The organism is Sphingobacterium multivorum, from assembly GCF_900457465.1.
GTDB lineage: Bacteria > Bacteroidota > Bacteroidia > Sphingobacteriales > Sphingobacteriaceae > Sphingobacterium > Sphingobacterium multivorum.
In genome coordinates, this window is the sequence record NZ_UAUU01000011.1 from 610,266 (window position 1) to 636,630 (window position 26,365).

The following is a 26,365-nucleotide window of genomic DNA, read 5'->3' on the forward strand; positions in this document are numbered from 1 at the left end:
GAATAGGTATAGATTGTATAACAAAGGTGCTATCCAAATTCTTTGGATAGCACCTTTAATTCAAAACCCTTCGGTATGTGTTAATTCTCTTTTTTGGTATTTTCTATATCTTGAGCCAGATCGATGGCACCCATTACTTTTTCTTCCAATAGCGCGAGCTTGATCACCTGCGACATTTCAGTCACATAGTGGAACTGCATATCTTTGATATAATCTTCCTTGATCTCCAGGATGTCTTTTTCATTGGATTTACAGAGAATAATATCTTTGATGTTCGCGCGTTTTGCAGCAAGAATTTTCTCCTTTATACCGCCAACAGGCAATACTTTTCCGCGTAACGTAATTTCACCTGTCATGGCTAGTTTTTCCTTCACTTTACGTTGGGTAAACAGCGATGTCAGTGCGGTGAGCATCGTTATACCAGCTGAAGGGCCATCTTTTGGAATAGCACCTGCTGGAACGTGAATATGGATATCCCAATGGTCGAAAACACGATAGTTAATGCCGAAATCCGAAGCGTGGGCTTTCAGGTAGGCTAGTGCAATCGACGCAGATTCTTTCATGACATCACCCAAATTACCGGTCAGGCTCAAACGTCCTTTTCCTGGGCTCAGTGAAGATTCTATAAATAAGATATCACCACCTACGGAAGTCCAGGCCAAGCCTGTTACGACACCGGCGACATTGTTATTTTCGTAGATGTCCTTATCAAATATTGGGGCACCTAGGATATCAAGTAGATCTTGTTCGTTTATACTTGGACTGTAATCCTTTTCCATGACAATACGTGTTGCAATACCACGTACGACAGAGCCGATCTTTTTTTCTAATCCGCGGACGCCAGATTCACGTGTGTAATCCTCAATAATCTGTTCGATGATCTTCGCTTTTAACGAGACATCTTTGGATGCCATTCCATGCATTTCGCGTTGTTTTGGCAAAAGGTGTTTTTTCGCGATTTCGATTTTTTCCTCGATGGTATAGCCATTCACTTCGATAATTTCCATCCGATCCAATAGCGCAGGTTGAATAGAACTCAAAGAATTGGCTGTCGCGATAAACATCACTTTGGAAAGGTCAAACTCCATTTCCACATAATGGTCATAGAAATGTGTGTTTTGTTCTGGATCCAATACCTCCAATAAGGCCGACGAAGGATCTCCTTTGAAATCTGCGCTCATTTTATCGATTTCGTCCAGAATAAAAACCGGATTTGCTGCCCCTGCTTTTTTCAAGGACTGAATGATACGGCCCGGCATTGCGCCGATATAGGTTTTGCGGTGTCCTCTGATTTCTGCTTCATCGCGTACACCACCCAAAGCCATACGGGTATATTTGCGTCCTAAAGCTTTGGCAATGGATCTTCCCAAGGAGGTTTTACCCACTCCCGGAGGGCCTACCAAACAAAGAATAGGTGCTTTCATATCATTTTTTAATTTCAATACCGCAAGGTATTCAATGATACGTTTTTTTACTTTCTCGAGTCCGTAATGATCTTTGTCGAGCACTTTTTGTGCTTTGTTTAGATCAAAATTGTCTTTTGTTGTTTCATTCCAAGGTAGATCTAGCAAAAGCTCAAGGTAATTGAGCTGTACCGAATAATCTGCAGCAGCAGGATTGATCCGCGATAGCTTTTCGAGTTCCTTTGTGAAATGTTTTTCGACATCAACACTCCATTTCTTTTTCTTACCCCGTTTTTTAAGCTCTTCCAGCTCAAGATCGGGCGTATTGCCACCCAGCTCTTCCTGAATTGTTTTGAGCTGTTGGTTCAGGAAATAGTCACGTTGTTGTTTGTCAAGGTCGACACGTACTTTATTCTGAATCTGGTGCTTTAGTTCCAACATCTGGATTTCTGTCGTCAGCAGTTCCAATAAAAGTTTGGCACGGTTCTCCACTTTGGGTATCTGAAGCAGTTCCTGTTTTCTGATCATTTCGACATTGATATTCGACGAAATGAAGTTGATCAGAAACGAGGGACTTTCAATATTTTTGATGGCTATACCAGCTTCACTAGGTAAGTTTGGCGAAAGTTGGATGATCTGCAGCGCCATTTCTTTTAAAGTAGAAATTGTCGCTTTAAAGTGCTTGGTCATCTTCGGTTTCGCTTCGTTGAATTTCTCCACACGCGCCTTTAAATAAGGTTCGGTTTCGACAATTTCCAACAAGTTGAACCGTTGTTTTCCCTGGATAATGACGGTGGTATTACCATCAGGCATTTGGAGTACTTTAATGATATGAGCTACAGTGCCCACTTTATTTAGTTCTTCAAATCCTGGGTCCTCTACAGTCATATCCTTCTGAGAAACAACACCAATAGTTTTGCTGCCTTTATAAGCTTCTTTGACTAATTTGATGGATTTATCTCGACCTACGGTAATCGGAATGACAACACCGGGAAATAATACGGTATTACGTAAAGGCAAAATAGACAATGCTTCTGGAATTTCAGCATTCGCCATATTATCTTCATCCTCTTGTGTAAGTAAAGGGAAGAATTCGGTATCCTCTGCAACGATTGGAATTGCTTGACTGAAATCAAAAGTTTCGAATTTGCTCATAGTATTTATTTTGTGTATTTGGCAGTCGCTGACATGTTGACGGCTGACTTTCAAATTTTAAGCTTCTATTATTGTTTCCCCTATATTGCAAGGGAAGTGCCAATTGCTAAAAGTGAGCAAAATTACAAATCTATTTTCTAGAATAGGAAAAAAAGGCAGGTTAAATAAAATTTATCTGCCATTTGTTGGAGAAATAGGCATAATAATTGTAATATTGGAATGTGAAAGGGCACCGATGGCAGTTCTTGCGTTTAAAGAAATCAATCGGCGGTTTTTTCAAAAATGTAGAAACGATCACACGTGATCATTAAAGAGTGAATATAAAAACGTAACTAGTTAGATATGAATTTAAAATCATTTAAATTGGGTTTGTTTACTGGGGTTTTTGCCTTAGTTGCTTTTAGCGCGAATGCACAACAACCAAAACAGGCTGAGCATAGCAACGCTAATGTGAGAATGGGGCAGAAAGCTCTTTTGGATGGTGATTTCAAGAATGCAGAGTCATACTTGACTAAAGCCCTCCCTCAGGAAGGGAAAGATCCGGACGTATTATATATGTTGGGATATTCTCAATTTCAAAATGGTGATTATAAAAAATCAGCGGAGACTTTTGGAAAAGTAGTTGCATTGAACGGTAAAAATGCAAATGCTTTATATTTCAAAGCGAAAGCAACAAACAACCTCGCTACTCAATCCACAAATAAGACATCTGTTGCCAACAAAGAGCAGTTGTTGAAAGTTGCTATTGAGGATTATTCAAAAGCAATTGCCATTACGCCTACTGATTCGAAATTCTATCAAAATAGAGCGATTGCGAATCGTGATTTAGGTATCTTGATCGGAACAGCGGGTACGCCGAATTACAATAAGGCAATGGCAACTGACGCTTATAACAATGCAATCAAGGATTATGAAAAAGTGTTGAGCTTTGATGCATCGAAAAAAGATATTCAAACAGAAATCAAAAAAGCGAAAGTATATAGAGATAACTTGAAATAGTATCGCTATAAAAGCATAGAAAAAGGGAATGCCAATGGTATTCCCTTTTTTTTGTGCTTATTAATTTTGTACCTATTGATTTTGTACCTATTGATTTTGTACCTATTGATTTTGTAACTATTGATTTGTGCCGGTTGAAATGTACTTATAGGAATGTAACGGTTGGTCACAAATGAGATCCAGTTTCATTTAGAGGGGTGAGTTTCGGCAGTTTTTACTCGATAAATTTCAAACGAAATAAGCACTGAAACTGTTCTTTTCCTAAATCAAAATGAATATTATGGAAACGAATCGATTGTCAAAGGAAATGCAGGAAATTTTAATCAGTCAGATGACAAAAGAGGCTGAGGCTGCACAGATTTATTTGGCGTTGGGGGTATGGGCAGATGATCAGGGTTATGGCGGAATCGCCAATTTTCTGTATAGACATGCCCAGGAAGAGCGAAATCACATGACTAAAATTATGGGTTATATTCTGGAAAGAGGTGGACGCCCCAGAATACAGGCTATTGCAGCGCCCCCAGCTGACCCGCAATCGCTGACCGAATGCTTTAATCGCGTTTTTAAACATGAAGTAGATAATACCGAAGCGATCTATAACATTGTCAATTTAGCGTTGGCGGAGAAGGACTGGGCAACATGGAACTTTGCACAGTGGTTTGTTAAGGAACAGATCGAGGAAGAGAAGTTAGCATTGGAATTGATTGATAAGTTGAAAATCGCTGGTGGTGACCGAGCTTCAGATGAATCCTTGTTTGCGTTGGATTCCTCCCTTGAAGCCATGCCCGACGAAGTAGCCTTGGCAAGGGAAGCGACAGCAGATGATCCCAAATAATTGTAAAATAGAAAAAGGCGGGATCGTAGATCCCGCCTTTTTCTATTTTACTGTGTACTAATCTTAATCGACTCGTTTGTGCTAAGCTAAATTTACTTTATGCGCAATGGCATATATACACCGAAGGTGATGTTTCTACCCATATTGTAGACACCAAAGCTCGTGTCTTCCTGTGAAAGACGTCCTGGGCGCAATCGGCTCAACGCATCGTAATAACGTTTGTTGGTCAAGTTTGAAGCTGCTGCAAATACTTTCAGTTGCTGCGATCCGAGATGTAATGTCGTACCGATTCCTGCGTTTAATAAAGTATACGAGTTTTGCTGGCGTTTCGAAGGTTTCATCAATGCGGTTCTGTTTGAAATAATTGTCCAGCCCCACAGAAACGTAGAAAGCATTCAATCCGCTAATCTTGGGCTCAAGACGCAGTGTATTGTGTACAACGCCAGCTGGAATCAATGCCAAGGGTCTGTTAAAGGTATTGTTCTGTGCATGGGTATAGCTAAATGTATTATCCAGGTGTATCCAATTTAACAGGTGAAAATTCAGGCTTCCTTCGACACCGTAAAGATTGGCGTTTACCTGGCCATAGCGATATACGTCGTAGGTATGCGAATCGCCATCTTCACCCACAACGGTTTTCGTGTCGCCTTTTGTTGTTGAGGCATAGATAAAATTGTGGATATAGTTTTCGTAGATTCCGACACTTCCTGTAACGATGCTATGCCCAAACTCGAGGGTTGCATCCGCTTGGTAACTTCGTTCAGGTTTCAGGTTTTCATTACCAACTTCATAGCGGTACGTTCCTTCGTGTACCCCGTTGGAACCTAATTCTGCTGGATTAGGCGCTCTAAAAGCCGAACCGGCATTCGCTTTGAAATTGAGGTCTTCGCTGAAAATATGGGTATATCCAAGCGCTCCACTCACATTGCTGAAACTATTTTTAAAACCAGCGAACTGCTCTTCATCTTCAATAAAGAGCTGCTTGCCTTTGTTTTTGACGTAGTCATAGCGTAATCCAACGTTAAAGGTATTTTCGCCCCAGGTTTTCTTTGCATAGCCAAAAGCGCCCAATTCCAACTGATCATAGGCCGGAATTAAGAATTCAACGCCTTTATTTAAACTGTGTTCCTGGCTAGCACTAATGCCAAATACATGTTGCCAGCCATTTTTTTCACTTAAAGAATATTTTGCGTCAAGTGAATACGTATTCAGGTCAAAGAATAAGGAAGGTGTTGCTTCTTCAAGCTCCCGACGTTGATTTTTTTGATAGCCCAGATCAAGTTTTAAACTACCGGAACCGATGATAAAGTTATTGTTGAGGGCCAGTTTGTAATGGCGGATGTCCTGCTTGGGGAAATCTAAGGTCCGGCTTTTTGAGTTTATGTAAAGTGGGTCACCAGGTTCGGCGTCGTAAAAGCCGATATTATTTTTCAGGTATGAAAAATTCAGATGAGAGTAGCCCCATTGCTTGTTTAGCCCGAGCATACCGCTGAAATTACTGGTATTAAAACCACTATTGCCATAGCGGCCTGCGGGCGTGTTATAAGAATAGGCGTTTTGATAAGAACCACGCCCACGCCATACGAAGCCATTTTCATTACCGGTAAGCATAACCGAACTATTGGTTAGTCCGTTGTTGGTGGAGTAGCTGCTCAATACTTCACCTTTAAATTGCCCAGCTGTAGGAACATTTGGTTCAAGCACATTGATTACACCGCCAATAGCATCAGATCCGTACATCAAAGAGGCTGCACCACGCAGGACCTCCACACGATCCGGTTGATTTTGGTCGATTTCAATGCCATGTTCGTCGCCCCATTGCTGTCCCATCTGTTTGACACCATCGCTCACCGTGACGACACGATTATAACCGAGTCCCCGTATAACAGGTTTTGAAATGCCTTGTCCCGTTGTGATCTGGCTTAGTCCGGGAACTTGTCGGGCAAGAGCATCAATAAGATTCGTAGCATTTCCCTGCAATTCATCTTTGGAGATTACAGCAACCGAGGTACTGTTGCGACGGCTCTGTGAGGTGACCAATGTACCCGTAACGACGACTTCATTGGTTTCAATAATACTTTCGGTTAGGGCGAAATCGAGGGAAAGATTTTCCGAAGTTAGATCGACGGTCTTGACAACGGACTGATAACCCAAGAAACGGACCTCAACCAAGTAGCGTCCACTTGAAGGAAGTGATTTAAAGCTATAATGACCTTGTTGGTCTGATGCGGTGCTCGAACGAAGCTGTTGCAGTGATATTGTTGCACCAGCAATGGGAAGATTAGTTTTTGCATCCGTTACTTTACCGCTGATTGTTGCGGCGAGAGCTGGAAATATGGAGAAATAAGTGGCAAGCATAAAAATGCAGCCTATAATTTTAAGTTTCATCTGTACGAATAATTTTTACGTATATAACATCAAGCAAGACAGCAGCTCAATAACTCATCGTATGAATTCTTGAGACTGTCGAGTTCTAAAAACTTGTATGAAGTCGTTTGTCGCAATAATGAGAAGAGTATATGAATGACATTATTGGACTTATGTAAAAATTAAGCGATGGGGGGACCACGATTGCCAGAAAGCAGTGATCGAATAACTTGATCTCCGGTGATAAACAGTCCATATTCAATCTGCTGGGTCGGAAGTATTAATTCATGCAGCGTAAAATGGAAAAGAATTTGTGGGTGTGAGTTTTGATCACAAATGGAGCACTTGGGATGATCCGTGTGGTGTTTTTTTGCAGGACTGTCTACGATACTGAGTGTAGTTTGCGTATGCGCATGGGTATACACAATGAACTGACCAATTAAGAAGGTCAATAAGAGCATTAATGCTGCGAATTTGTTCAATGAGATACCTTTCACGCTAAAACCACTACGTTTAAACCCACGTTTTCTCTTGAGTTATTTTGTTAATCAGATCAAAGGTAAGGAAAATATAATACAAAGCAATTGTGTTGCATTTATTATTTTGAACCGATTATCGAAAAGATGTGATAGGGGATACCCGTCGGAACAAAAAAAAAGTGTCTATCCAAAGATTAGATAGACACTTTGCATATGATCGATAAGGTTGTTTATTTTTTGGAAGGAATAAACTTGCCTTTAATTTCATATTGATTGGCATCCAAGCCTTGGACATCTTGAAATTTGACAATGCGATAAAGCGAGTCCGTATAATAGTCTAATTTTTCTTGACTATCGTATAAGGTATTTGTTATCTTTTTATCGATATGGATGTGTTTTACCTTTTCGTTGTTATCAAACTCGATGCGTAACTTTTGTATTTGTAGTTCTTTCTTTTTAGCTGTAAATTCTGTTACACAGTCTACAGCTTTAACTTCATACAGTGATGGATCGAAGTTTTTGCTGATGTCGGCAGCTTGAAAGGCGGAAAGTTCATTTTTCCAGTTGCTAATTTTCAGTTCCTTTTGTTCTTTTTCTCCATCTTTGTTGACAGATTTTAGAACCGAGGGGTTGAGTTGCTGCAGGCGATTGACCTCGGCAGTAAAGAATGAATCAACAGAAAATATGTCTGAAGATTTTTGAGGACCTTTTGTCGCGGATGGAGATCCACAGCTCCAAAAAAGCAGCGCACTGCCCATAACAAGGGAAAGTGCTCTGCCACTATTTATAAGTAAATTATTATTCTGATACCAATACATTTCCTGTCATTTCAACGGGGATATTGACGCCTAAAAGCTGTAAGACGGTTGGGGCAATATCACCTAATTTACCATCTGCTATTTTCTTATACTGATCGTCAATCAAGATACATGGAACCAAATTGGTTGTATGTGCCGTATTTGGCGATCCATCTTCATTGACCATAAACTCGGAGTTACCGTGGTCGGCCAAAATAATAAAGGAGTAACCATTTTTAAGGCCTGTCTCAACAACCGTTTTTGTACATTGATCAACAGTTTCCACTGCTTTTATAACAGCCTCAAAAACACCCGTGTGACCTACCATGTCAGGATTCGCAAAATTCAGGCAGATAAAATCAGGTTGAAGTGTTTCCATATCGTTGACGATAGCTTCAGTAATTCCTTGAGCAGACATCTCCGGTTGAAGATCGTAGGTCGCTACTTTTGGAGATGGAACCAACAGGCGGTTTTCACCTTCAAATTGCTGTTCACGACCTCCTGAAAAGAAAAATGTCACGTGCGGATATTTCTCTGTTTCGGCGATGCGCGTTTGCGTTTTATGATTTGCTTCCAACACTTCACCCAGGGTATTGGTCAAGTTATCTTTTTGGAAGACCACCCTGACATTTTGGAATGTTTCATCGTAAGATGTCATAGTCACATAATATAGATCCAAGGGTTGTAGATCATATTCTGGAAAAGCCTTTTGTGTTAAAGCGATGGTAATCTCGCGGCCACGATCTGTTCTGAAGTTATAACAGAAGACCACATCACCTTCTTGGATTGTTGCTACCGGAGTACCGTTGGCGTCAACCAATGCGATTGGTTTCACAAACTCATCGGTTACACCTTCGTCGTATGATTTTTGGATCGATGCAACAAGGTCATTGGATTTTTCACCTTCCGCTTTTACTAAAAGATCGTATGCTAATTTCACACGTTCCCATCTGTTGTCGCGGTCCATGGCATAATATCGACCGATTGCAGAGGCAAAAGTGCCCGTTGTCGTTTTTAAATAGTCTTGTAGATCCCTGACATAGCCAATACCAGAGTTTGGATCTGTATCACGGCCATCTAAAAATGCATGTACAAATACCTGGTCACTTGTCAAGCCAGCATGTTTTGCAGCATCACATAAGCCTTTTAAGTGCTTTGTATGTGCGTGTACACCACCATCGGAAAGTAATCCGATTAAATGTACCTTTTTGTTATTTTCCAATGCATATTTAAATGCGTCTTGAATAATAGGATCCGTATTGAATACGCCATCGTTGACAGCTTTGTGAATACGACCCAATTCTTGATAGACGATTCTTCCGGCGCCAAGATTCATGTGACCAACCTCCGAGTTACCCATCTGTCCTGCAGGCAGTCCAACAGCTTCACCAGAAGCCTCTAAGCTCGAGTTTGGATAAGCTTCTAATAAATGATCTAAAAATGGGGTGTTTGCAGCTTCAACTGCATTTGATTTATCATGTTTTCCATATCCTAGTCCGTCTAGGATCATGAGTGCAACTTTTTTCTTATTCATCGTATAACAAAGATAATCTTAATTTTAGAATCTATCAACGCATCTTAAAAAGTTCCCTTGTTAATCCCTAATAATTTTATAGGTTTGTGGCATAGTTTATGTTCGGTTAAAAAACGGAGCTACCTAATGATTGATATGGATGATAGAAGCTGTTCTATAATATGTTGAGCTATATGAAATTTTTAAGCTATTGCGTATTTATACTTATTACTAGTCTTTTTGTACACACTGCGGCCTTCGGGCATTATTTAAGAGAAGTAAATACAGTGGTAAAGGTAGCTTTGCCAGGTGATGATGATTCTTTAGGAAGTATTTCAGAGGAACTGAAATCGTATTTGAAAGAAGGTAATGCAAAAAATATGGCCAAGTATTTCGGCTCAAACTTAACCTTATCTATTTTGGGGGAGAATGGCGTATACACAAAGTATCAGTCAGAAATCATGTTGGCGGCATTTTTTAATCAGCATAAACCCAAGACTGTTAAATTGACGCAAGCCAGCAATGCGAACAATGGCTATCAATATTTTACATTTACATTAGCTACAGAACAAACAAACTATCGTGTCTTTATTAAGATCGGCGTAGGAAATAATAACCATTCGATTGAAGAGCTAAGAATCGGCAAAAATTAAAGCTAGCGATGCTTTTTTTATAAATCTATTTTTCGATTAAAAAATTATTCCACATCTTAGCCCAATAAATAGTATTTATGGAGAAGGAAATCAAGGACTATCTGGCCCATTTTGTAAAACAGGCTGTCGCGGAGGATTTGGGCGATGGAGATCATACCTCACTTTCTACGATTGAAACTGGCGCACAAGGTGAAGCCAAATTGATTGTTAAGGATAACGGTATTTTAGCAGGGGTCGAAGTGGCGCAGGCGATTATTGCCTATATTGACGATACGTTGACCTGCGAGGTGTTTATCCACGATGGAAGTCAGGTTAAAGTAGGTGATATTGCTTTTTATGTGAGGGGAAATATCCAAAGTATTTTGCTGGCAGAGCGTTTGGTGCTGAATGTCATGCAGCGTATGAGTGGCATTGCGACAACTACCCGAAAATACGTAGACCTTCTCAAAGGTACAGGTACGAAAGTTTTGGATACCCGGAAAACCACACCCTTATTGCGTGTATTGGAGAAAGAAGCCGTCCGCATAGGAGGTGGGACCAATCATCGTTTTGGTCTTTTTGATATGATTTTAATTAAGGACAATCATGTGGACTATAGTGGCGGTATTGTACCGGCTCTAAAGCGCGCAAATGATTACAGAAAGAACCTAAATAAACCAATAGAAATAGAAATTGAAGTCCGAAATTTTGCGGAGCTTGATGAAGTTCTTAACTTTGGCGAAGTGGACCGAATCATGTTAGATAATTTTTCGCCGCAGGATGTAGCCAAAGCTGTTCAGCTAATTGACCATCGATTCAAGACAGAGGCCTCTGGGGGAATAACTTTCGACACGATCCGATCGTATGCGGAGGCTGGGGTAGATTATATTTCAGTAGGTGCTTTGACACACAGTGTAAGGAGCCTGGATCTTAGTCTGAAGGCCAAATTAATATAAGAACTGATTTAATTAATGATATCGATTTATTTAGTAACTGCAGTATTACTAGCTTATTTGTTTGGTTCCATACCTACAGCAGTTTGGTTGGGACAGGCATTTTATGGGGTAGATGTTCGTGAGTACGGTAGCGGTAATGCTGGGGCGACTAACACCTTTCGCGTCTTGGGCCCTAAAGCGGGATCGATCGTGATGTTTGTAGATATATTTAAAGGCTGGACAGCAACAAACCTGGCTTATTTAATAGAACTGGGGCAAAATACCAGCGATGTCCAATTTGTCAACTTTCAGTTGGCACTTGGCGTTATTGCGGTATTAGGACATTTGTTTCCTGTATTTGCAGGGTTTAGAGGTGGAAAAGGGGTGGCAACCCTGTGTGGTATGATCCTCGCTATACATACACCTGCCGCTTTGGTCTGTGTTTCAGTGTTTATCATCATCCTGCTGACAACTCATTATGTTTCGCTCGGTTCCATTTCTGCAGGTTTTGCATTTCCTTTTAGTTTGGCCTTTATTTTTAAAACAACGATACCTTCTGTGCTGCTTTACGGAATAGCCATCTGTATTCTGTTGTTAATTACCCACCAAAAGAATATAGAGCGTTTGTTAAAGGGGCATGAATCCAAGATTTACCTCTTTAAGAAAAAGCCGAAGGAAAAAGAATAGGCACAATAATTGCATTCGCTACGATGGATTAATAAATTATTGTAAAATATCCATGTTGGATGCGCTGAAAAGCGATTATCTTTCGCTTCGAAACTCCATATGGCCCTTGAAATAAAATTTAAACTATGAACGGAATGTTTAAGTATTCAGCTATGGTATTAGCATGTGTAACACTGGCATCGGGGTTGTCGGGTTGTGCAACTTCTGCTGTTACCGGGAAAAAATATTTGAAATTGGTCAGTGCTGATCAAGTGAACCAACAAGCTGCATTGGCTTATAAAGATTTTTTATCGAAAAATAGCGCGAAAGTAGTAACCGGAACTGCAGATGCGGCGATGGTAAAACGTGTTGGTAACAAGCTTGCAACGGCGGTAAATCAGTATTTGCAGAGTACAGGTCGCGCAAATCAATTTAACTTCAATTGGGAGTTTAATCTGGTGAAGAGTGATGACGTGAATGCATGGTGTATGCCTGGGGGTAAAGTTGCGGTATATACCGGAATATTACCAGTAACACGTACAGAAGCGGGATTGGCAACAGTAATGGGACACGAGATAGCACACGCTATTGAAGAACACTCTGTGGCTCAGGCTTCGAATCAGATCGCTTTACAGCTGGGTGGACAAATTTTAGGTTCAGCTGCAGGCGTATCTGGAAACAGTACGCTTGGTGTTTTTAACAATCTTTATGGATTAGGAGGCAACTTGGCGCAACTGAAATTTTCGAGAAGCGACGAATCGGATGCGGATGCAGCGGGTTTGATTATTATGGCTTTGGCGGGTTACAATCCCAATGAAGCTGTAGATTTCTGGAAGCGTATGGCATCGGGTAGTCAAAAAGGGCAGCCTGAGTTTTTGAGTACCCACCCGAGTGATGAGCGACGGATTGCGGATATTCAGAAATTGATTCCAAACGCAATGAAATATTATAAAAAATAAACGATTGATAGGATACGAAAAGAGGAATTTGCGTGAGCAGATCCCTCTTTTTTTTGCATTATATTTTGATCAAGTTACACCCCGGCTAGCGCATCGCTAACGCCGAGCACTACACCGATAACCAATCCCATAAAATTAAAGGCTATGGTAATGATGACCATGATGCCAATAAATTTGTAATGTTTTTTTAACGCATCCAAGCAGAGCTCCAGCTGAATGGTGTCGCGGTTTTCAATAGCTTTTTTCGCTTTGGATCCGAAATTATAAAGGAAATAGATGGGAAGGCAGAAAAAAGCAAGAAATAAAAGATAAAGTACACCGAATGTGGATAAGGCCCCTGCTGTGACATATTCGTCGGCCCCGAGTGATAATGCACTGGCTCCGAAGATTAGGCTGACCATGGTTATGGCAGAAATGCCGATGAAAATAAAACAGACAATGGCCAAAAAATTGGCCCATTTGGCCGCTGAAGCCAAGAAGGAGAGTCCTGCCGGAGACAATTTAATGTCTGCAGGTTCTTGAAAAGAAGAATTTTGAATACCGTCTTCCATGAAGCATAAATTATTAGGTGTGCGAATTTCTGAAAAGTTCTTGGCTTTTGAAACATTTTTTATATAAACCATCAGGCCTATAGAATCGTTTAGATTTTTTTGGTCAGAATAAGTTACAGTGGCTCAAATTCGACAAGAAACTGAGTTGTTTAATAAAAGTCTCGATTGACAGGAAATTAGTTAAAAATTTTCAAAAAGTTAAATTCCGATTGGAAGAATGTTGTTACAAAAAAAAAATCCAGAATTGATGTGGAAAACTATTTTTGATCCGATAATTAGAATGTAAATGCTGGTTTAAAACATCTTACAACGTTTTTTGTCGTGATAAATTATAGGTTGATGTCTGATTTTTGGTGTGGATTTCATGAAATGGGTGTGGTTTAGTGTGTTAAGTTTATATTAAGTCCTTTGTAATTTGAAATCTCTTAGTAATTTTGCTTAACATTTTTTAACAAATCACATTATATGAAAAGATCTTTACTCTTTTTCGCTCTTGTTATGGCTAGTTATGGTGCTGTACAAGCTCAGGTTACGACAAGTAGCGTTACAGGTATTGTAAAAGAGTCAAACGGACAGTTCACATCGGGAGCAACAATTAAAGCTACGCATGTCCCATCAGGAACAGTTTATTCAAGCTCGGCTAATGCTGCAGGCAGGTTTAACCTTGCCAATATGCGTGTTGGTGGACCTTACAGAATTGAAGTAACCTATGTAGGACAACAACCTATCGTGTATGAAGATGTTTATTTGCAATTAGGTGAACCATTCGTAGTAAATCCTGTTTTCGGCGATTCAGCGACTAATCTTGAAGAAGTAGTTGTTACAAGAGCTGGAGTTTTAAAAGGAGAGCGAAATGGAGCATCTACCATTGTTGGGCGTCGTCAGATCGAAAATTTGCCTACAATTACTAGAAGTGTAAATGATTTAACCCGTTTAACTCCCCAATCTAACGGTACTGCTATTGGTGGGGGAAATTACCGTGCCAATAATTTCACTGTTGACGGAGCGAATTTCAATAACCAATTTGGTATTGGCCAAAATATTCCAGCAAATGGATCTCCAATTTCTATTGACGCGATAGAGCAGATCTCAGTGAATGTAACTCCTTTTGATGTTCGCCAATCAGGTTTTACAGGAGCGTCTATTAATGCTGTAACACGTTCTGGTCGTAACGATTTCTTTGGCTCAGCTTTTTATAGTGGTCGTTCTGATAAACAACAAGGAACTCGTGTAAATGATGTGGTGTTTACACCTAATGATCTAAGTGTAAAACAGTATGGTGTAAGTTTAGGTGGTCCAATTATTAAAAACAAGTTATTCTTCTTTGTGAATGTTGAACAATTGAAGCAAACTGAACCAGGGCCGACCAAAGTTGCTTCTGTAAAAGAATCTGACTATGGAACTACAAGTTATTTTGCAAGACCTACAGTTGCTTTTATGGATGAAGTGAGCAATTATTTGAAAAATACTTATGGTTATGATCCTGGTGCTTACCAAGGATATTCTTCGAAAAGTAATAATGATAAGATCTTTGCTCGTATCGATTGGAACATTGCTGATAATCACAAAATTAATTTTAGATACAACCAAGTTAAAGGGAAATCTCCTTCTAATTTGAGCTCATCGTTTAGTGGTTCTAATATTGATACAAAAGTGTATCCAATGAGTAGAACTGGAAATAATGCTTTAAGTTTTCAAAACTCGAATTATTTCCAAGAAACAAATTTATATTCTGCGACAGCCGAATATAACGGAAAGGTTGGTAATTTGAATCATTCTGCTCGTCTCTCTTATGTGAACCAAGATGAGCCTAGAAGTGTCTCGGGAAGTGTATTTCCTTTAGTAGATATACGTGATGGTATTGCTGGTACTGGTGGTAATATACTTACCTCTTTTGGAACAGATCCGTTTACGTACGGAAATCTTCGCTCGGTCAAAACTTGGACTGCAAATTATGACGCTAACTATACCTTGAACGATCATTACTTTACTGGAGGTCTTCAGTTTGAGACATCGCGTACAGTAAATGGATTCCAACGTTTTGGAGCCGGGTATTATATGTATAACTCTTGGCAAGACTTTATAGGTGGTAAACCTGCTGTAAACTATGCATTGACTTATCCGTTGACCGCAGATGGTTCTCAGGCTATGCCAAGCTTCAAGTTTAACCAATGGTCACTTTATCTGCAAGATCAGTTTACCGTAAATGAAAAACTGAAATTAACGGGGGGAGTGCGTTTAGAACTTCCAACGTATCCTGATGTTTCAGAAATGAAAACTCACCCACTGTTGCAGAGCTTAGAATTTGCTAACGGACTTCATCTAAATACAGGTGCGATGCCTAAAACAAGAGTAATGGTATCTCCGCGTTTTGGATTTAATTATGATGTTAATGGTGATCGTTCATTTATTGTTCGTGGAGGTACAGGAGTATTTACTGGTCGAATTCCTTTTGTTTGGATCGTTGCTCAATCAGGAGATTCTGGTATGCTTCAATATACAAAGACTTATGCTGCTGGCGATGCAAATATGCCATCATTTAGCCCAGATATTAAAGCGAATTACCCAGCTAAACCTGATGCTGCTGGTACTTCATTGCCTGGTAACATGTCAGCGATGGATGTTAACCTTAAATTTCCTTCAACCTGGAAATCAAGTGTCGCAGTTGATTACAAACTACCTTGGGGAGTAGTGGGTACAGTAGAGGCTATCTATAATAAAGATATTAATGCTGTAGTTGCAAAAAATGTAAACTTGGTTGATCCGACGGCAATGAATATCGCTGGATATGGAGATACTAGATTTATTTTCCCGAATGCAAATGCGGATAAATACCTATATACAATTGACTCAAAAGGACAACCGGTAAAAGGATCTACGGGGCAATTTATTCCAACGTACATGACCAATGCGAAAGGTGGACATTATTATTCGGTAACTGCTCAATTGCAAAAAGGCTTCGATAAAGGATTTTCCGGAATGGTTGCATACACTTATAGTGGAGCTAAAAATTACGGTGACGGCGCTGGTGATCAGATTCAAAACCTATGGTCTATTCCTCTTCAAGCAAACGGTAACTCCAATAATCCCGAACTGGGATATACTACCAATATTGTTCCTCATCGTTTAATGGGATCTGTGACTTACACCAACAATTGGATTGGTAAATTGAACACTTCGATGACATTATTCTATAGTGGAAGCTCAATGGGTAGATTCTCTTACTATTATGGTTCTGATTTTAATCGTGATGGTCAAAATAATGACTTAATCTACATCCCGAAAGATGCTTCAGAATTGAAATTTATTGATATAGCGGCTGGTAACAGTAACTATGGTAAGAAAGCCTACACTGCGCAGGAGCAATCCGACATATTTTGGAGCTTAGTGGATGGCGATAAGTACCTTAGCGAGCACAAAGGAAAGTATGTTGAACGTAATGGCGCTGTTGCACCATGGAGACACCAGTTTGACTTCCATTTGTCACAAGAAGTATTTAGAGGAATTGGCGGCGGAAATAATTCGTTAGAATTCTTTTGGGATGTGATGAATATTGGTAACTTGTTTAATTCTTCTTGGGGTACTTATAAAATTAATAACAATATTTTATTGACTCCAAAAAATATTGATAAAGTAGCAGCAAATGGCACTACAGTTCCAACATTTAACTTGGGCTATGCAAATGGCGATGTCATAAAAGAGTTGAATCGACCGAACGAATCGATCTCTTCAACTTATTATATGCAGTTTGGTGTTAAATTTAAATTTAACTAGGAATACTATATAGTAAATTGATTTACGACACCCCAAAAGCTTGATAAAAGCTTTTGGGGTGTTTTTGTTATAAAACAGTTGATAATGAAGTAGATTTTTTTTCAACACTATCCACTAGTAAACGATAATCCCTCTGTTTACGTAATTATTATCGGGTGCTATCTATGTAAGACAAGGTCCTAATACGCAGAAAATAACTTCTGTGGAAGGCATGCGGGCATTATTTCAGCAAAGCGATCGCATTTACTTTGACGAAGGCTTGTGTCCGGACTTTGATATTGCGAACGATTTGGATACCGTCTATTTTGAAGAGTTTAGAGCGGCTTCGAAATTATCTGGTGCGGTTAGAGCCAAGCAAATCATTGCGAATTTAAAGCTTACCGATACGAAAGGTGTCTTTAAAAATGGTAGCGTTTTGTTTTTTGCTAAAGCTCCGGAAGCTTTTTTTGAAAAAGCGGTTATTCGTTGTGTAGCTTTTAAGGGCATGACCAAAACACAGATTATAGATGACAAAGTGTATGGTGGTCCGTTAATGCAACAGTATGAACAGGCGATGCACTGGTTAAACAGCAAACTGGATGTGCGCTATGTAATTGAGGGTTCGGGACCAAGACAAGAATTATGGGAAATTCCGGAAATTGCGTTTAAAGAAGCCCTTATCAATGCTTTGGCACATCGGGATTATTATGATAAGGGTGCAAGAATAACCATTGAACTTTTTGATGATCGTGTAGAAGTGTCTAACCCCGGCGGATTGGTTGGCGCCATTGATCCAGCGGAGTTCGGTTTTAAAAGCCATAGTCGAAATCCACTTATTTTTGGGCTGTTCGAACGTATCCAAATGGTCGAGCAGATTGGCTCAGGTATTTCAAGAATTCGTGAGGCGATGGAAAAGGCTGGTTTACCAAACCCCTTGTTTAAAACAGAAGGCATGTTTACCCTTGTTTTAAAAAGACCAATCCATTCGAAACACGGGAGTGTTTCCGAAGATACTAGGGTGGAAATTGAAAATACTAGGGTAGAAAAAGCAAATCCTAGGGTAGAAAATGAAACTACTAGGGTAGAAACCAAGTCTACAAGAGATAAAATTATTGAACTCATTAGAGAAGATAAGCGCATTACAACAGCCGAGTTAGCCGATAAATTAGAGATTACAGTGAAAGTTCTTTTTCATAATAGTCAAGACGACTTTTTAGGTACTCAAACTTGTCTGCCTTGTAAGCAGGATTCCCTGCATGGAACGACTTTTCCAACAGGGGATCCTCCTGTTTAAGAAGTTCTTCCGTATTGAAACCGCCGTCGGCCATCTTTTTGAGATAGGACTTCACCGTATTCTTGCTCATTCCAAGGATGCGGGCGATTGTTTTTATCCCGCTACCGCTCTGGTACAATCTGATTAATTGCTTTATCTGACTCATTCGTTTTGGTTTTCCAGCCATCAGTGATCCGAATTGTTTGATCACTAAGTAACAAAAACTACTTGCTAAGGGGTCAGCATGCTCCAGCGCAATGAACTAAAAAATGAATTAGGGGGTCAACATCAGCCAGTGTGGCAGTGGAATAACAGCTTTAAACGCAACATGCATCCCTAATTCTAATTCAATTTTGAGGGGTCAGCTTGTTCAAGTATATCCACATTGCATTGAAGACGAACTCCAATAAAAACCACTAGCAACATTATCAGTTAGTGGGATGCTGTGTAATTCACATTGATGTTGAGTATATTCTATCAGGCTTTTTCTGATAATATTTGTCGTCATGTCTGACAGCATATCTTTTCCAAACCCTCGATAAACAAGATGTTGTCTTGAAGATCTTCAATTAAGCCTGTGGAACTAGCAGTACTTTTTAAGATATTCTCAAAAATTTCATCAGAAAACACCCTTCCAACACCTCTACCTCACGGTTTGCCTCTAGAAACACCAAGGCATGGTGAATTAGGTTCTTCTAGATGATCAAAAAGATTTCTTGCTTGATCGATATCATTATTGTTAATTAAATCCAGTGCTCTTTGGAAAAAACTCTTGATTGTCCTGTCAGCTTCCAATGACCATTTATCATTTCGGATGCTAATGAAAAAAGGATCTAAAAATAATGGGGTGTCCTTGGTTGTATCAATATCAATTAAATCGAGCTCTAATTGACTTTTACCGCGTTTAAAATGTTGGCTAATTGTCTATAACGGAGGTCAACGGGCCATTCAATTCGGCTATAATACCCAATTATTTCGGAAGTCACTGGGCCAAAAAAATCTCCTTAATTTCGGAGGTCGTCGGGCCATTTCTCTGTTGAAAACGGAGGTCATTGGGCCACTTTCCTTTTAAACTGCCTAAGTTGCTGCTGTATAAACTTATCACAGCAGTATGGCAGGACAACGGAAAGATAAAATGGAACTTAGAACACTTATCCTTCTTAAGGAAAAAGGACTCAGCAACCGTAAGGTTGCCGAAATGATGAACATCAACCGTAAAACGGTAGACAGTTACATGCGACGTTTTAATGGACTAGAAGTGGAGTACCGTGAGCTTTTGTCGATGGAAGACGCTAAGCTTCACGATCTTTTTACCGAAGAAGACCAAACTGAAAAAGAACGTTATGAAGCCTTATCTTCGCAGTTCAGTAACATTCAGAAAGAGCTGAAACGTCCAGGTGCCACCCTGCATACTATCTGGCAAAATTACCTGCTGGAGTATCCGAATGGCTACCGTTATACGCAGTTTACAACACATTACAGGCATTGGACACACTACATGAAGAACCTCAGGCGATCTTCAGCATCCCTATGCACGAAAACTTGCGGGATGCATCAATCTATAAATAATACCAAAACACATAAAAGTAATATGAACGAAAACACAACAATCGAAAAGATGCGCAAAATGCGAATGACGACAATGGCTGAGCTCTATAGATCCAGCGTGAATGAAAACCTTTATCGTGAGATGAGCGTGGATGACTTTATAGCGACGATAATTGATGCTGAATGGGAAGCCAGGCAGAATAAGAACATTGATAATCTTATTCAAAAAGCCGGTTTCAAGGAAAAGGCAGCAGCTACAGACATTGATTACACACCTTCCAGAGGATTGGATCGCAATATGTTCGAAAGATTGCTTTCACTGGGCTTTATAAATCGTCGGGAGAATGTTATTCTGACGGGGCCTGCTGGGTCAGGAAAAAGCTTCCTCGCTCAGTGTATAGGTGTTAAAGCCTGTCAGATGCTTTTCAAAACACTTTACCTGAACACAGGGAGGTTCTTTGATATGGTGAAAATAGCGCGATTGGACGGTACCTATCACAAGTTGCTCAAAAGAATTGAAAGAGCAGAATTGCTCATACTAGATGACTTTGGTCTCACCCCGATAGATCAGCAGGCAAGAACAGCTTTATTGGATATTATAGAAGATCGCTACAACAGCGCTTCACTGATCATGGCTACACAGATACCTGTAGAAAAATGCCATGGGCTCATTGGCGAAAGCACGATCGCTGATGCTATCCTAGATCGGGTCACTTTCTCTTCACATAGAGTGCTGCTGGAAGGCGAATCTTACAGAAGAAAAAAGAAATTGGAATCATAATCGTAATTGTATATTATTGTAATCGGAAAGTGGCCCAATGACTAGCGAAATAATTGGCCCAATATCACCGAAATCACTGGCCCAGTATCACGGTTCTTCGTCAATTTTGGTGAAAGTACGTTAAATAATTACACTTTATAAACTAAACCTTTTTTCTTTTCAAACACAATTCCAACCTTTTCGAGCAAGTTATAGACTTGTGCCTTTTGATATGCTAAGCCATATTCTTTATCAATCCATTGAGCCAAAAGAGGGCCTGTCCACTTTACTGATTGATATCCATGATCCGAGGGTTTTTCGTTTATGACCAAGTTTTTGATTCTTTCGAGTTGTTCGTTTGATAAATTGCTCCGTCTACCGCGCCCTTTCTTATCTTTTAATCCTTCAATACCTTCTTTTTCAAATCTATGAACCCAATTTGTTATCTGCTTGAAGCTGATATTATGTAGTTCAGACAACCGTCTGCTCGAATAGCCTAATGCAACAAGATATACCATGTATAGCCTTATACCAACGGTATAAGCATCATTTGTATTTAATAATTTCTTTATCTCTGTTGCGTCTGATCGCTGAATTTGTAAGACTGATTTTCCCACTGTAATTTATTTTTTCTAAACAACAAATATATAAATTATTATGTGTAATTTAATATTATACTTTTAGTTATGATTCCAGAATTTGTACTTCCTCCCAATTTACAGTTAAAAGCTGAAACAACGTACACCTCTCTAGGAGAGCTTTATATTAGTACGTACGCTTATCAAAAACACTCAACATGCCCTATTTGTGGCATTACGAGTGATAGGGTTCATAGTAGATATTTCCGAACTCTTTTAGACCTTCCTGTTTCCGGATATTTAGTAAAAATCAAGCTCAGGGCTAGGAAGTATTTTTGTGATAATTCAGTCTGTCATCGAAAGGTTTTTACTGAACGCTTCGATTGTGAAATCAGGCCATATTATAGAAGAATGATTCGTTCAAATGAACTTCTTTTTAAAATGGGGCTTGAATTGGGAGGAAATAGAGGTTCAGCAATTAGTCGCTATGTTGGACTGCCGGTTAGCTCCTCCACTATGTTAAGAGTGATTCAGGGAGTAGATATACAACCTAAGGCTTTGACATCTGGGGTAATTGGCGTAGATGATTGGGCATTCAAAAAAGGAAGTACCTACGGAACCGTTATTGTGGATTTAGAACGGAAAGAAGTGATAGATTTACTTCCGGATCGTGAATCGGATACGCTGGCAGAGTGGCTGAAGAATCATCCAGAAATAAAAGTAGTATCCAGAGATCGCTATGGCCCATATGCTTTGGGTATAAAAACAGGGCCCTGATGCCATTCAGGTAGCCGACCGCTTTCACCTAATTATGAACTTAGGGGAAGCAGCTAAAAAAGTCTTACAATCAAAAGCAAAAGAATTGAAGGAAATATTTAAGCTTTATAATGATCCCAAAAGAAAAGAACCTACATTAACGGAAGTTACCGGGCCTGTTGAAGCAAATTTAGAAGTTCTAGCAACGATTTCTACAGCAAACATTGGTGCACATAAACAATATCTATTCGACAAGGTTAAAGAGCTATATGCCAATGGTATTACGCTGAGACAAATTGCCAGAATTACAAACCTGGATCGAAAAACAGTCGCAAGGTATGTATCCGTGGAAAAACTTGAGAAAAGACAGTCCAGAAACTCCACCAACCTGGAATCCTTCATTAATTATCTTTTGAGCGAAGAGAACCACGGAAAAACATATAGAGAACTACATAACACTATTGTTCAGATGGGATTCAATGGTAAGTATACCCAGTTTTGCCACAAGATGAATGAAGTTTATAATATGCCGGGGCTTAGTAGAATGAAATATAAGGCGCAGGTGGTGGTAGCAAAAACTTGGTCGCCAACCAAATTATCCTTAATGCTCTATAGGGAGTCAAAACACCTTAAGGAAGATGATAAAGAATTTTTAGAATTATTATTTGAAAAGCTTCCTCAAATAAAACAACTGGAGCAGTTGATAAAGGACTTTAAACAATTGTTTCTTATCAAGAAAGAAGGAATGTTACAAAAATGGATTCAGGAGGCATCAACATCAGAGTGCGGGCTTAAAAATTTCGCTAAAAACCTTTTAAGGGACTATGAAGCAGTGAATAATGCAGTAGTAAGAACAGTAAGTAACGGCCAGGTTGAGGGACAAGTGAATCGAATAAAAAATATAAAAAGAAAAATGTACGGAAGGGCAGGATTTCAGCTATTGAGGAAAATGATACTTGCAAAATCAGCATAATTCACCAAAATTGACGAAGAACCAGTATCACCGAAATAGATAGGCTAATGTCTCGTCCTAAAAAAACTTTACAGATTTAACCATTAGTCCTAGAAAGATCTTACAGGTGTTATTGGTAATCCTGAAAATCCTTTACAAGTATACAAACTCCTTCTTCATCTAAAATATCTTTTCAAATTACTTTTTCAGTAGACGTTAACTTCTTGGATAACGCTTCCATCGCTTTTTGATTTCGCCGTTATGAAAATGCGCTCCTTCCGGCGTTCGGAAATCCAAGCTGCATGCGGACGTTGACTGTTATATATCCTGATGATCTTGTCAATATTCTTAGAAGCATCTTTATGATTCTGGTAAACCCGTTGGGATAGAATTCGTTTTTCAGGATCCCGTTTACCCGTTCGGCCAGAGCGTTATCGTAGGGACTGCCGTTTTGGGTCATGCTTATAGCGACTCCATAACGTTGAAGCATTTCGGTATACTCGTTGCAGCAGTACTGGATCCCACGGTCCGAATGATGGATGAGTAGAAGGGAGACACATGCTTCCAGTTAGATATCGCCATCTCCATGCCCTTAAACAGCCCGTCGCCTCAAGAGTGGGATGTAATGCATATCCAACAATCTTTCGGGAGTACGCGTCGGTGATGAGGCTGAGATAACTGAAGCCCTGTACCGTCCTGATGTAAGTAATGTCGCTTACCCAGAGCTGTTCAGGTCCCGTGATGATAAGTTCTTTTATCAGGTTAGGGTATCTCTTAAAGATATGGTTGGAATCTGTGGTGCGGACTATGCGCTTGCGCCGCCTGATCAACAGGCCATGGAACCGAAGTAAATTGAACAGCTGATCGCGCCCCATTTTTATACCGTGTTCGATCAGCCGTGGTTCGAGAACGTGAAGCAGCTTCCTTGTCCATAACAATGGCATCTGTATCCGAATTTCCTTTACCAGAGTCAGGACGACCATTTTTGCTATCGTTGTTTTTTCCGCATAGCGGATAGCGTCGTAATAAGCCTGTCTAGTGACGCCAAACAGTGCACAGAGATCTCCCAGACTTATGTGGGGATGGCTCTGCCTCATTCTTTTGACCGTTTGGCACCAAGCTTTTTTCTGATCTTGATCTTGAGTTCCTCTTCACTAACCTGGATCATGGTCTGCAGTCCTTCAATCTTTAGGTTGGCTTTTTCCAAAGCTTTCTGTAGATCTATCACCTGTTTAGAGAGCGCCTTTACTTTTGAGGTTTCATTTGGTTCCTTCATCGGCTTTTGAATCGGTCTTATCAAAGGAAGCAAAGAATCCTGAATAACCCAACTATTAATTGTATTTCTACTTATACCATAAATTTTAGCCGCTGTACGATGACTGTGAAAACCTGATTTTATCTCACCAACGATCTTGCGCTTTACTTCTTCTGAATACGATGTACCCCTCTTTTTGAATGGCTGTTTAACACCATTTTTTGGAACTTTTCCCATGTCCTTTACAATTTTGGTGTAAAGCTATTTCAGGACAAGACAGTTTTCCTAATCCTGAAAAAATTGTCGGGTACTTATATAAGCGGCTTTTGACAGCATTTATTAAAGATTATGTTTGTGCTATTTTAAATAATCTTTATTTAATACGTATTCTTCAAATACTTGAATCACATAGCTACAATAACTACTTATCTCATTATATCTATTGTATAAGTCATTCATCGTTACACGACTTCCAATTTCTGACGAGGTAGTGTTCCCATGTGCAATGGCGTTTCTATTGTCAACAATATCTTTGAGTCTTCCTCCAATTGAAGGAAGATTTAAGATTGGAGAATTAATACAAAATGTTTTCCAAATGCTTTCTAATTGCTTATATCTTATGTTTTTGCCGTCTGTCGGAATTAAATCGGTTATTATTTGACTTATGGAATTATCGCGTATTTTCTCGAATAAGCTCCATCGACAATCCCAATTTCGAGCTTTTACATTGGCAAGGCTATCAAATTCGGAGTTGAGAGCCATAGTTAGAAGCAATGGTTGTAAATCATTAATATTTACGTTTTCATTATTTATTAATATTATGGTTCTTTTTATACAAGACGTTATGGTAAATTCAAATACTCCATATATATGAACATAAAATAATCCTTTTGCTGTCAAAAGATTGTTAGGTGTAGGTATCGGTGGAGAGGGAATTAGGGAATTAATTAAATCTAAAAAATCCCTCACTTCTACTAACCTAGACGCGGAATCTGTCTTTAAATCTGTGAACATTTATTCTCTTGAGAACTTCTCTTTACAATATTCAATTCTACCTTTTACCTTAGATTTTGTGTTAGTTGCTCCAGTAGTATATTTTCTTAGATCGTCGGAAACCATCCATTCTGCGATACCATTTAAATTTAAATTACCTTTATCTCTTATTGCAAGAGCTGCTCCCACTGCAACGCCTTCAAATAAATTTACAGGTGTTGTTTTCTGTTTACGCGATATTCCGTTTTCAAGAGTTGATAGTTGGTCAAATACTTTTTTAAATATTGTTTCATTTATTTTGTAATCAAAATTGTTTGATTTGCCAGCGAACATCATATAATCATTTAAAAAGTCAACAACGCTATGGTCGAAATTTTTATAATTATTTAAGAAAGCGAAAAATCGAAGTACAAATTCTTCTCTTGTTCCATCCATTTCCATTGATTTGGTTAAAATAACTGTTTTCTTAAAACTCTCATAAGTGCTCAGTTCCTTTATGAAATCGTTGAATTTACCCCTATAGATACAACTGCGTATTTCTTGATCAGTTAAACTCACTCCACCAGTATTTAGTCTTTCGAATAAATCAAATCTTACACTTAAATCACTTTTATCACTTAATGTTATAACTTTAAGTGGTTTTAATAAGAAATCTAGCTGGATTGTTCTTGGGAGATCACTGAATTTCTTTCCGTTAAAAGTTGTTAGTTTATTTAAATCAGATAATTTTAAATTAGATATTTCTTCGGTATTAGTTTCTTGGAGTTTTTTAATAACATTTTCGTTACCGCAGAATCTTATGATCGAACTCAGTCTTTGTACTCCATCAATCAATTCCCATGTATTATCTGAATTTGTTGCCATAAATAAACTAGGAATAGGAATACCTAAGAAAATTGATTCCACTAAATTTGATTGTCGATCATTTTTCCATCTAAATTGTCGTTGGTATTCCGGGGCGATATCAATTATCCCGTCGTCAAACATACTTACTAGTTCTTTTACAGAAAGATCAAACGTATTAAAGTCTACCTTTCTTTTTTGTTCATTTAACTGAGAGTCGAAATCCATAATGCTTTAAAATGGTTAATTTTCAAATTTACAAAAAATAGTGTATTGCACTTAGCAGATTTCCATCTTGTTTAAAAATTTATTATACTCAATATTTATAGTTTGTTTTTAATCATACTACATCTAACTAAATAG

At 39.1% G+C, this 26,365-nt stretch carries 24 protein-coding genes and 2 pseudogenes; 11 read left to right on the forward strand and 15 right to left on the reverse strand.

Annotated features, from left to right (window positions below):
• Positions 1 to 80: 80 nt before the first annotated feature.
• A complete protein-coding gene (gene lon / locus DTA23_RS19700) occupies positions 81 to 2,558 on the reverse strand; it encodes an endopeptidase La (RefSeq protein ID WP_112375769.1) in 2,478 nt (825 codons plus the stop codon).
• A 342-nt stretch (positions 2,559 to 2,900) separates the two neighbouring features.
• On the opposite strand from lon, the gene DTA23_RS19710 reads away from it, so the two are divergent.
• Both DTA23_RS19710 and DTA23_RS19715 read left to right on the forward strand, forming a co-directional pair.
• On the forward strand, positions 2,901 to 3,557 hold the full coding sequence (locus DTA23_RS19710; protein ID WP_112375771.1) for a tetratricopeptide repeat protein: 657 nt from the start codon (positions 2,901 to 2,903) through the stop codon (positions 3,555 to 3,557).
• A 280-nt stretch (positions 3,558 to 3,837) separates the two neighbouring features.
• Positions 3,838 to 4,392: a ferritin gene (locus tag DTA23_RS19715; protein ID WP_112376530.1), complete on the forward strand. Its 555-nt coding sequence runs from the start codon at positions 3,838 to 3,840 to the stop codon at positions 4,390 to 4,392.
• A gap of 135 nt (positions 4,393 to 4,527) precedes the next feature.
• On the opposite strand, the gene DTA23_RS19720 is transcribed toward DTA23_RS19715, so the two are convergent.
• The 4 genes from DTA23_RS19720 to gpmI all read right to left on the reverse strand — a co-directional run bounded on the left by DTA23_RS19720 (position 4,528) and on the right by gpmI (position 9,569).
• Complete coding sequence (locus tag DTA23_RS19720; protein WP_370445122.1) at positions 4,528 to 6,780, reverse strand: TonB-dependent receptor; 2,253 nt, start codon at positions 6,778 to 6,780, stop codon at positions 4,528 to 4,530.
• Between the two features lie 161 nt (positions 6,781 to 6,941).
• Entirely contained in the window at positions 6,942 to 7,241 is a 300-nt protein-coding gene (locus DTA23_RS26960; protein ID WP_146753134.1) for a hypothetical protein, read from the reverse strand.
• Positions 7,242 to 7,468: 227 nt separating this feature from the next.
• Positions 7,469 to 8,056 carry a hypothetical protein gene (locus DTA23_RS19725; RefSeq protein WP_112375773.1) on the reverse strand — a complete coding sequence of 196 codons (588 nt, stop codon included), beginning with the start codon at positions 8,054 to 8,056 and terminating at the stop codon, positions 7,469 to 7,471.
• Positions 8,037 to 9,569 (reverse strand): 2,3-bisphosphoglycerate-independent phosphoglycerate mutase, encoded by a 1,533-nt coding sequence (gene gpmI / locus DTA23_RS19730; RefSeq protein WP_112375774.1) that lies wholly within the window; start codon positions 9,567 to 9,569, stop codon positions 8,037 to 8,039. Before gpmI ends, DTA23_RS19725 begins: the two co-directional genes overlap by 20 nt.
• Positions 9,570 to 9,742: 173 nt before the next feature.
• Here gpmI and DTA23_RS19735 point away from each other — a divergent pair, with 173 nt between their 5' ends.
• The 4 genes from DTA23_RS19735 (at position 9,743) to DTA23_RS19750 (ending at position 12,740) form a co-directional block, all read left to right on the forward strand.
• Positions 9,743 to 10,201, forward strand: coding sequence for a DUF4783 domain-containing protein (locus DTA23_RS19735; RefSeq protein ID WP_172462467.1), 459 nt, complete (start codon positions 9,743 to 9,745; stop codon positions 10,199 to 10,201).
• A gap of 77 nt (positions 10,202 to 10,278) precedes the next feature.
• Entirely contained in the window at positions 10,279 to 11,136 is an 858-nt protein-coding gene (gene nadC / locus DTA23_RS19740; RefSeq protein WP_112375776.1) for a carboxylating nicotinate-nucleotide diphosphorylase, read from the forward strand.
• A 15-nt stretch (positions 11,137 to 11,151) separates the two neighbouring features.
• Positions 11,152 to 11,802 carry a glycerol-3-phosphate 1-O-acyltransferase PlsY gene (plsY, locus tag DTA23_RS19745; protein ID WP_075993893.1) on the forward strand — a complete coding sequence of 217 codons (651 nt, stop codon included), beginning with the start codon at positions 11,152 to 11,154 and terminating at the stop codon, positions 11,800 to 11,802.
• A gap of 125 nt (positions 11,803 to 11,927) precedes the next feature.
• A complete protein-coding gene (locus DTA23_RS19750) occupies positions 11,928 to 12,740 on the forward strand; it encodes a M48 family metallopeptidase (protein ID WP_112375777.1) in 813 nt (270 codons plus the stop codon).
• Positions 12,741 to 12,814: 74 nt separating this feature from the next.
• Here DTA23_RS19750 and DTA23_RS19755 read toward each other — a convergent pair whose 3' ends face one another.
• Entirely contained in the window at positions 12,815 to 13,291 is a 477-nt protein-coding gene (locus tag DTA23_RS19755; protein WP_070563649.1) for a hypothetical protein, read from the reverse strand.
• 465 nt (positions 13,292 to 13,756) lie between these two features.
• Here DTA23_RS19755 and DTA23_RS19760 point away from each other — a divergent pair, with 465 nt between their 5' ends.
• Both DTA23_RS19760 and DTA23_RS19765 read left to right on the forward strand, forming a co-directional pair.
• Positions 13,757 to 17,065: a TonB-dependent receptor gene (locus tag DTA23_RS19760; RefSeq protein WP_112375778.1), complete on the forward strand. Its 3,309-nt coding sequence runs from the start codon at positions 13,757 to 13,759 to the stop codon at positions 17,063 to 17,065.
• A 211-nt stretch (positions 17,066 to 17,276) separates the two neighbouring features.
• Entirely contained in the window at positions 17,277 to 18,338 is a 1,062-nt protein-coding gene (locus DTA23_RS19765) for an ATP-binding protein (protein WP_112375779.1), read from the forward strand.
• A gap of 46 nt (positions 18,339 to 18,384) precedes the next feature.
• Here DTA23_RS19765 and DTA23_RS29510 read toward each other — a convergent pair.
• The 3 genes and pseudogenes from DTA23_RS29510 to DTA23_RS31110 form a co-directional block, all read right to left on the reverse strand.
• Positions 18,385 to 18,504 (reverse strand): annotated as a pseudogene (locus DTA23_RS29510) (helix-turn-helix domain-containing protein); the annotation flags it as partial.
• Between the two features lie 183 nt (positions 18,505 to 18,687).
• Positions 18,688 to 18,855: pseudogene (locus tag DTA23_RS31105) on the reverse strand (DUF8370 family protein); the annotation flags it as partial.
• Between the two features lie 110 nt (positions 18,856 to 18,965).
• On the reverse strand, positions 18,966 to 19,238 hold the full coding sequence (locus DTA23_RS31110) for a DUF8370 family protein (protein WP_502263828.1): 273 nt from the start codon (positions 19,236 to 19,238) through the stop codon (positions 18,966 to 18,968).
• Between the two features lie 190 nt (positions 19,239 to 19,428).
• On the opposite strand from DTA23_RS31110, the gene istB reads away from it, so the two are divergent.
• Positions 19,429 to 20,646 carry an IS21-like element helper ATPase IstB gene (istB, locus tag DTA23_RS19775; RefSeq protein WP_112375781.1) on the forward strand — a complete coding sequence of 406 codons (1,218 nt, stop codon included), beginning with the start codon at positions 19,429 to 19,431 and terminating at the stop codon, positions 20,644 to 20,646.
• Between the two features lie 128 nt (positions 20,647 to 20,774).
• Here the strand turns inward: istB and DTA23_RS19780 are convergent, their stop codons facing one another.
• Positions 20,775 to 21,242, reverse strand: coding sequence for a helix-turn-helix domain-containing protein (locus tag DTA23_RS19780; protein ID WP_070569990.1), 468 nt, complete (start codon positions 21,240 to 21,242; stop codon positions 20,775 to 20,777).
• 69 nt (positions 21,243 to 21,311) lie between these two features.
• Here DTA23_RS19780 and DTA23_RS31115 point away from each other — a divergent pair, with 69 nt between their 5' ends.
• Complete coding sequence (locus tag DTA23_RS31115) at positions 21,312 to 21,980, forward strand: transposase family protein (protein ID WP_112375782.1); 669 nt, start codon at positions 21,312 to 21,314, stop codon at positions 21,978 to 21,980.
• A 34-nt stretch (positions 21,981 to 22,014) separates the two neighbouring features.
• On the forward strand, positions 22,015 to 22,932 hold the full coding sequence (locus tag DTA23_RS19790; protein ID WP_112375783.1) for a transposase: 918 nt from the start codon (positions 22,015 to 22,017) through the stop codon (positions 22,930 to 22,932).
• A 238-nt stretch (positions 22,933 to 23,170) separates the two neighbouring features.
• Here DTA23_RS19790 and DTA23_RS30560 read toward each other — a convergent pair whose 3' ends face one another.
• The 5 genes from DTA23_RS30560 to DTA23_RS19810 all read right to left on the reverse strand — a co-directional run bounded on the left by DTA23_RS30560 (position 23,171) and on the right by DTA23_RS19810 (position 26,230).
• The gene (locus tag DTA23_RS30560; RefSeq protein WP_370445123.1) at positions 23,171 to 23,401 is read right to left on the reverse strand and encodes an integrase core domain-containing protein; all 231 of its coding nucleotides are present in this window, start codon (positions 23,399 to 23,401) and stop codon (positions 23,171 to 23,173) included.
• On the reverse strand, positions 23,343 to 24,008 hold the full coding sequence (locus DTA23_RS30565) for a DDE-type integrase/transposase/recombinase (protein WP_370445124.1): 666 nt from the start codon (positions 24,006 to 24,008) through the stop codon (positions 23,343 to 23,345). The genes DTA23_RS30560 and DTA23_RS30565 overlap by 59 nt, the downstream gene beginning before the upstream one ends.
• Positions 24,005 to 24,403: a transposase gene (locus DTA23_RS19800; protein WP_112375785.1), complete on the reverse strand. Its 399-nt coding sequence runs from the start codon at positions 24,401 to 24,403 to the stop codon at positions 24,005 to 24,007. The genes DTA23_RS30565 and DTA23_RS19800 overlap by 4 nt, the downstream gene beginning before the upstream one ends.
• Before the next feature lie 120 nt (positions 24,404 to 24,523).
• The gene (locus tag DTA23_RS19805) at positions 24,524 to 25,180 is read right to left on the reverse strand and encodes an MAE_28990/MAE_18760 family HEPN-like nuclease (protein ID WP_112375786.1); all 657 of its coding nucleotides are present in this window, start codon (positions 25,178 to 25,180) and stop codon (positions 24,524 to 24,526) included.
• Positions 25,181 to 26,230, reverse strand: a complete 1,050-nt coding sequence (locus tag DTA23_RS19810) for a DUF262 domain-containing protein (protein WP_172462468.1) — start codon at positions 26,228 to 26,230, stop codon at positions 25,181 to 25,183.
• Positions 26,231 to 26,365: the final 135 nt, after the last annotated feature.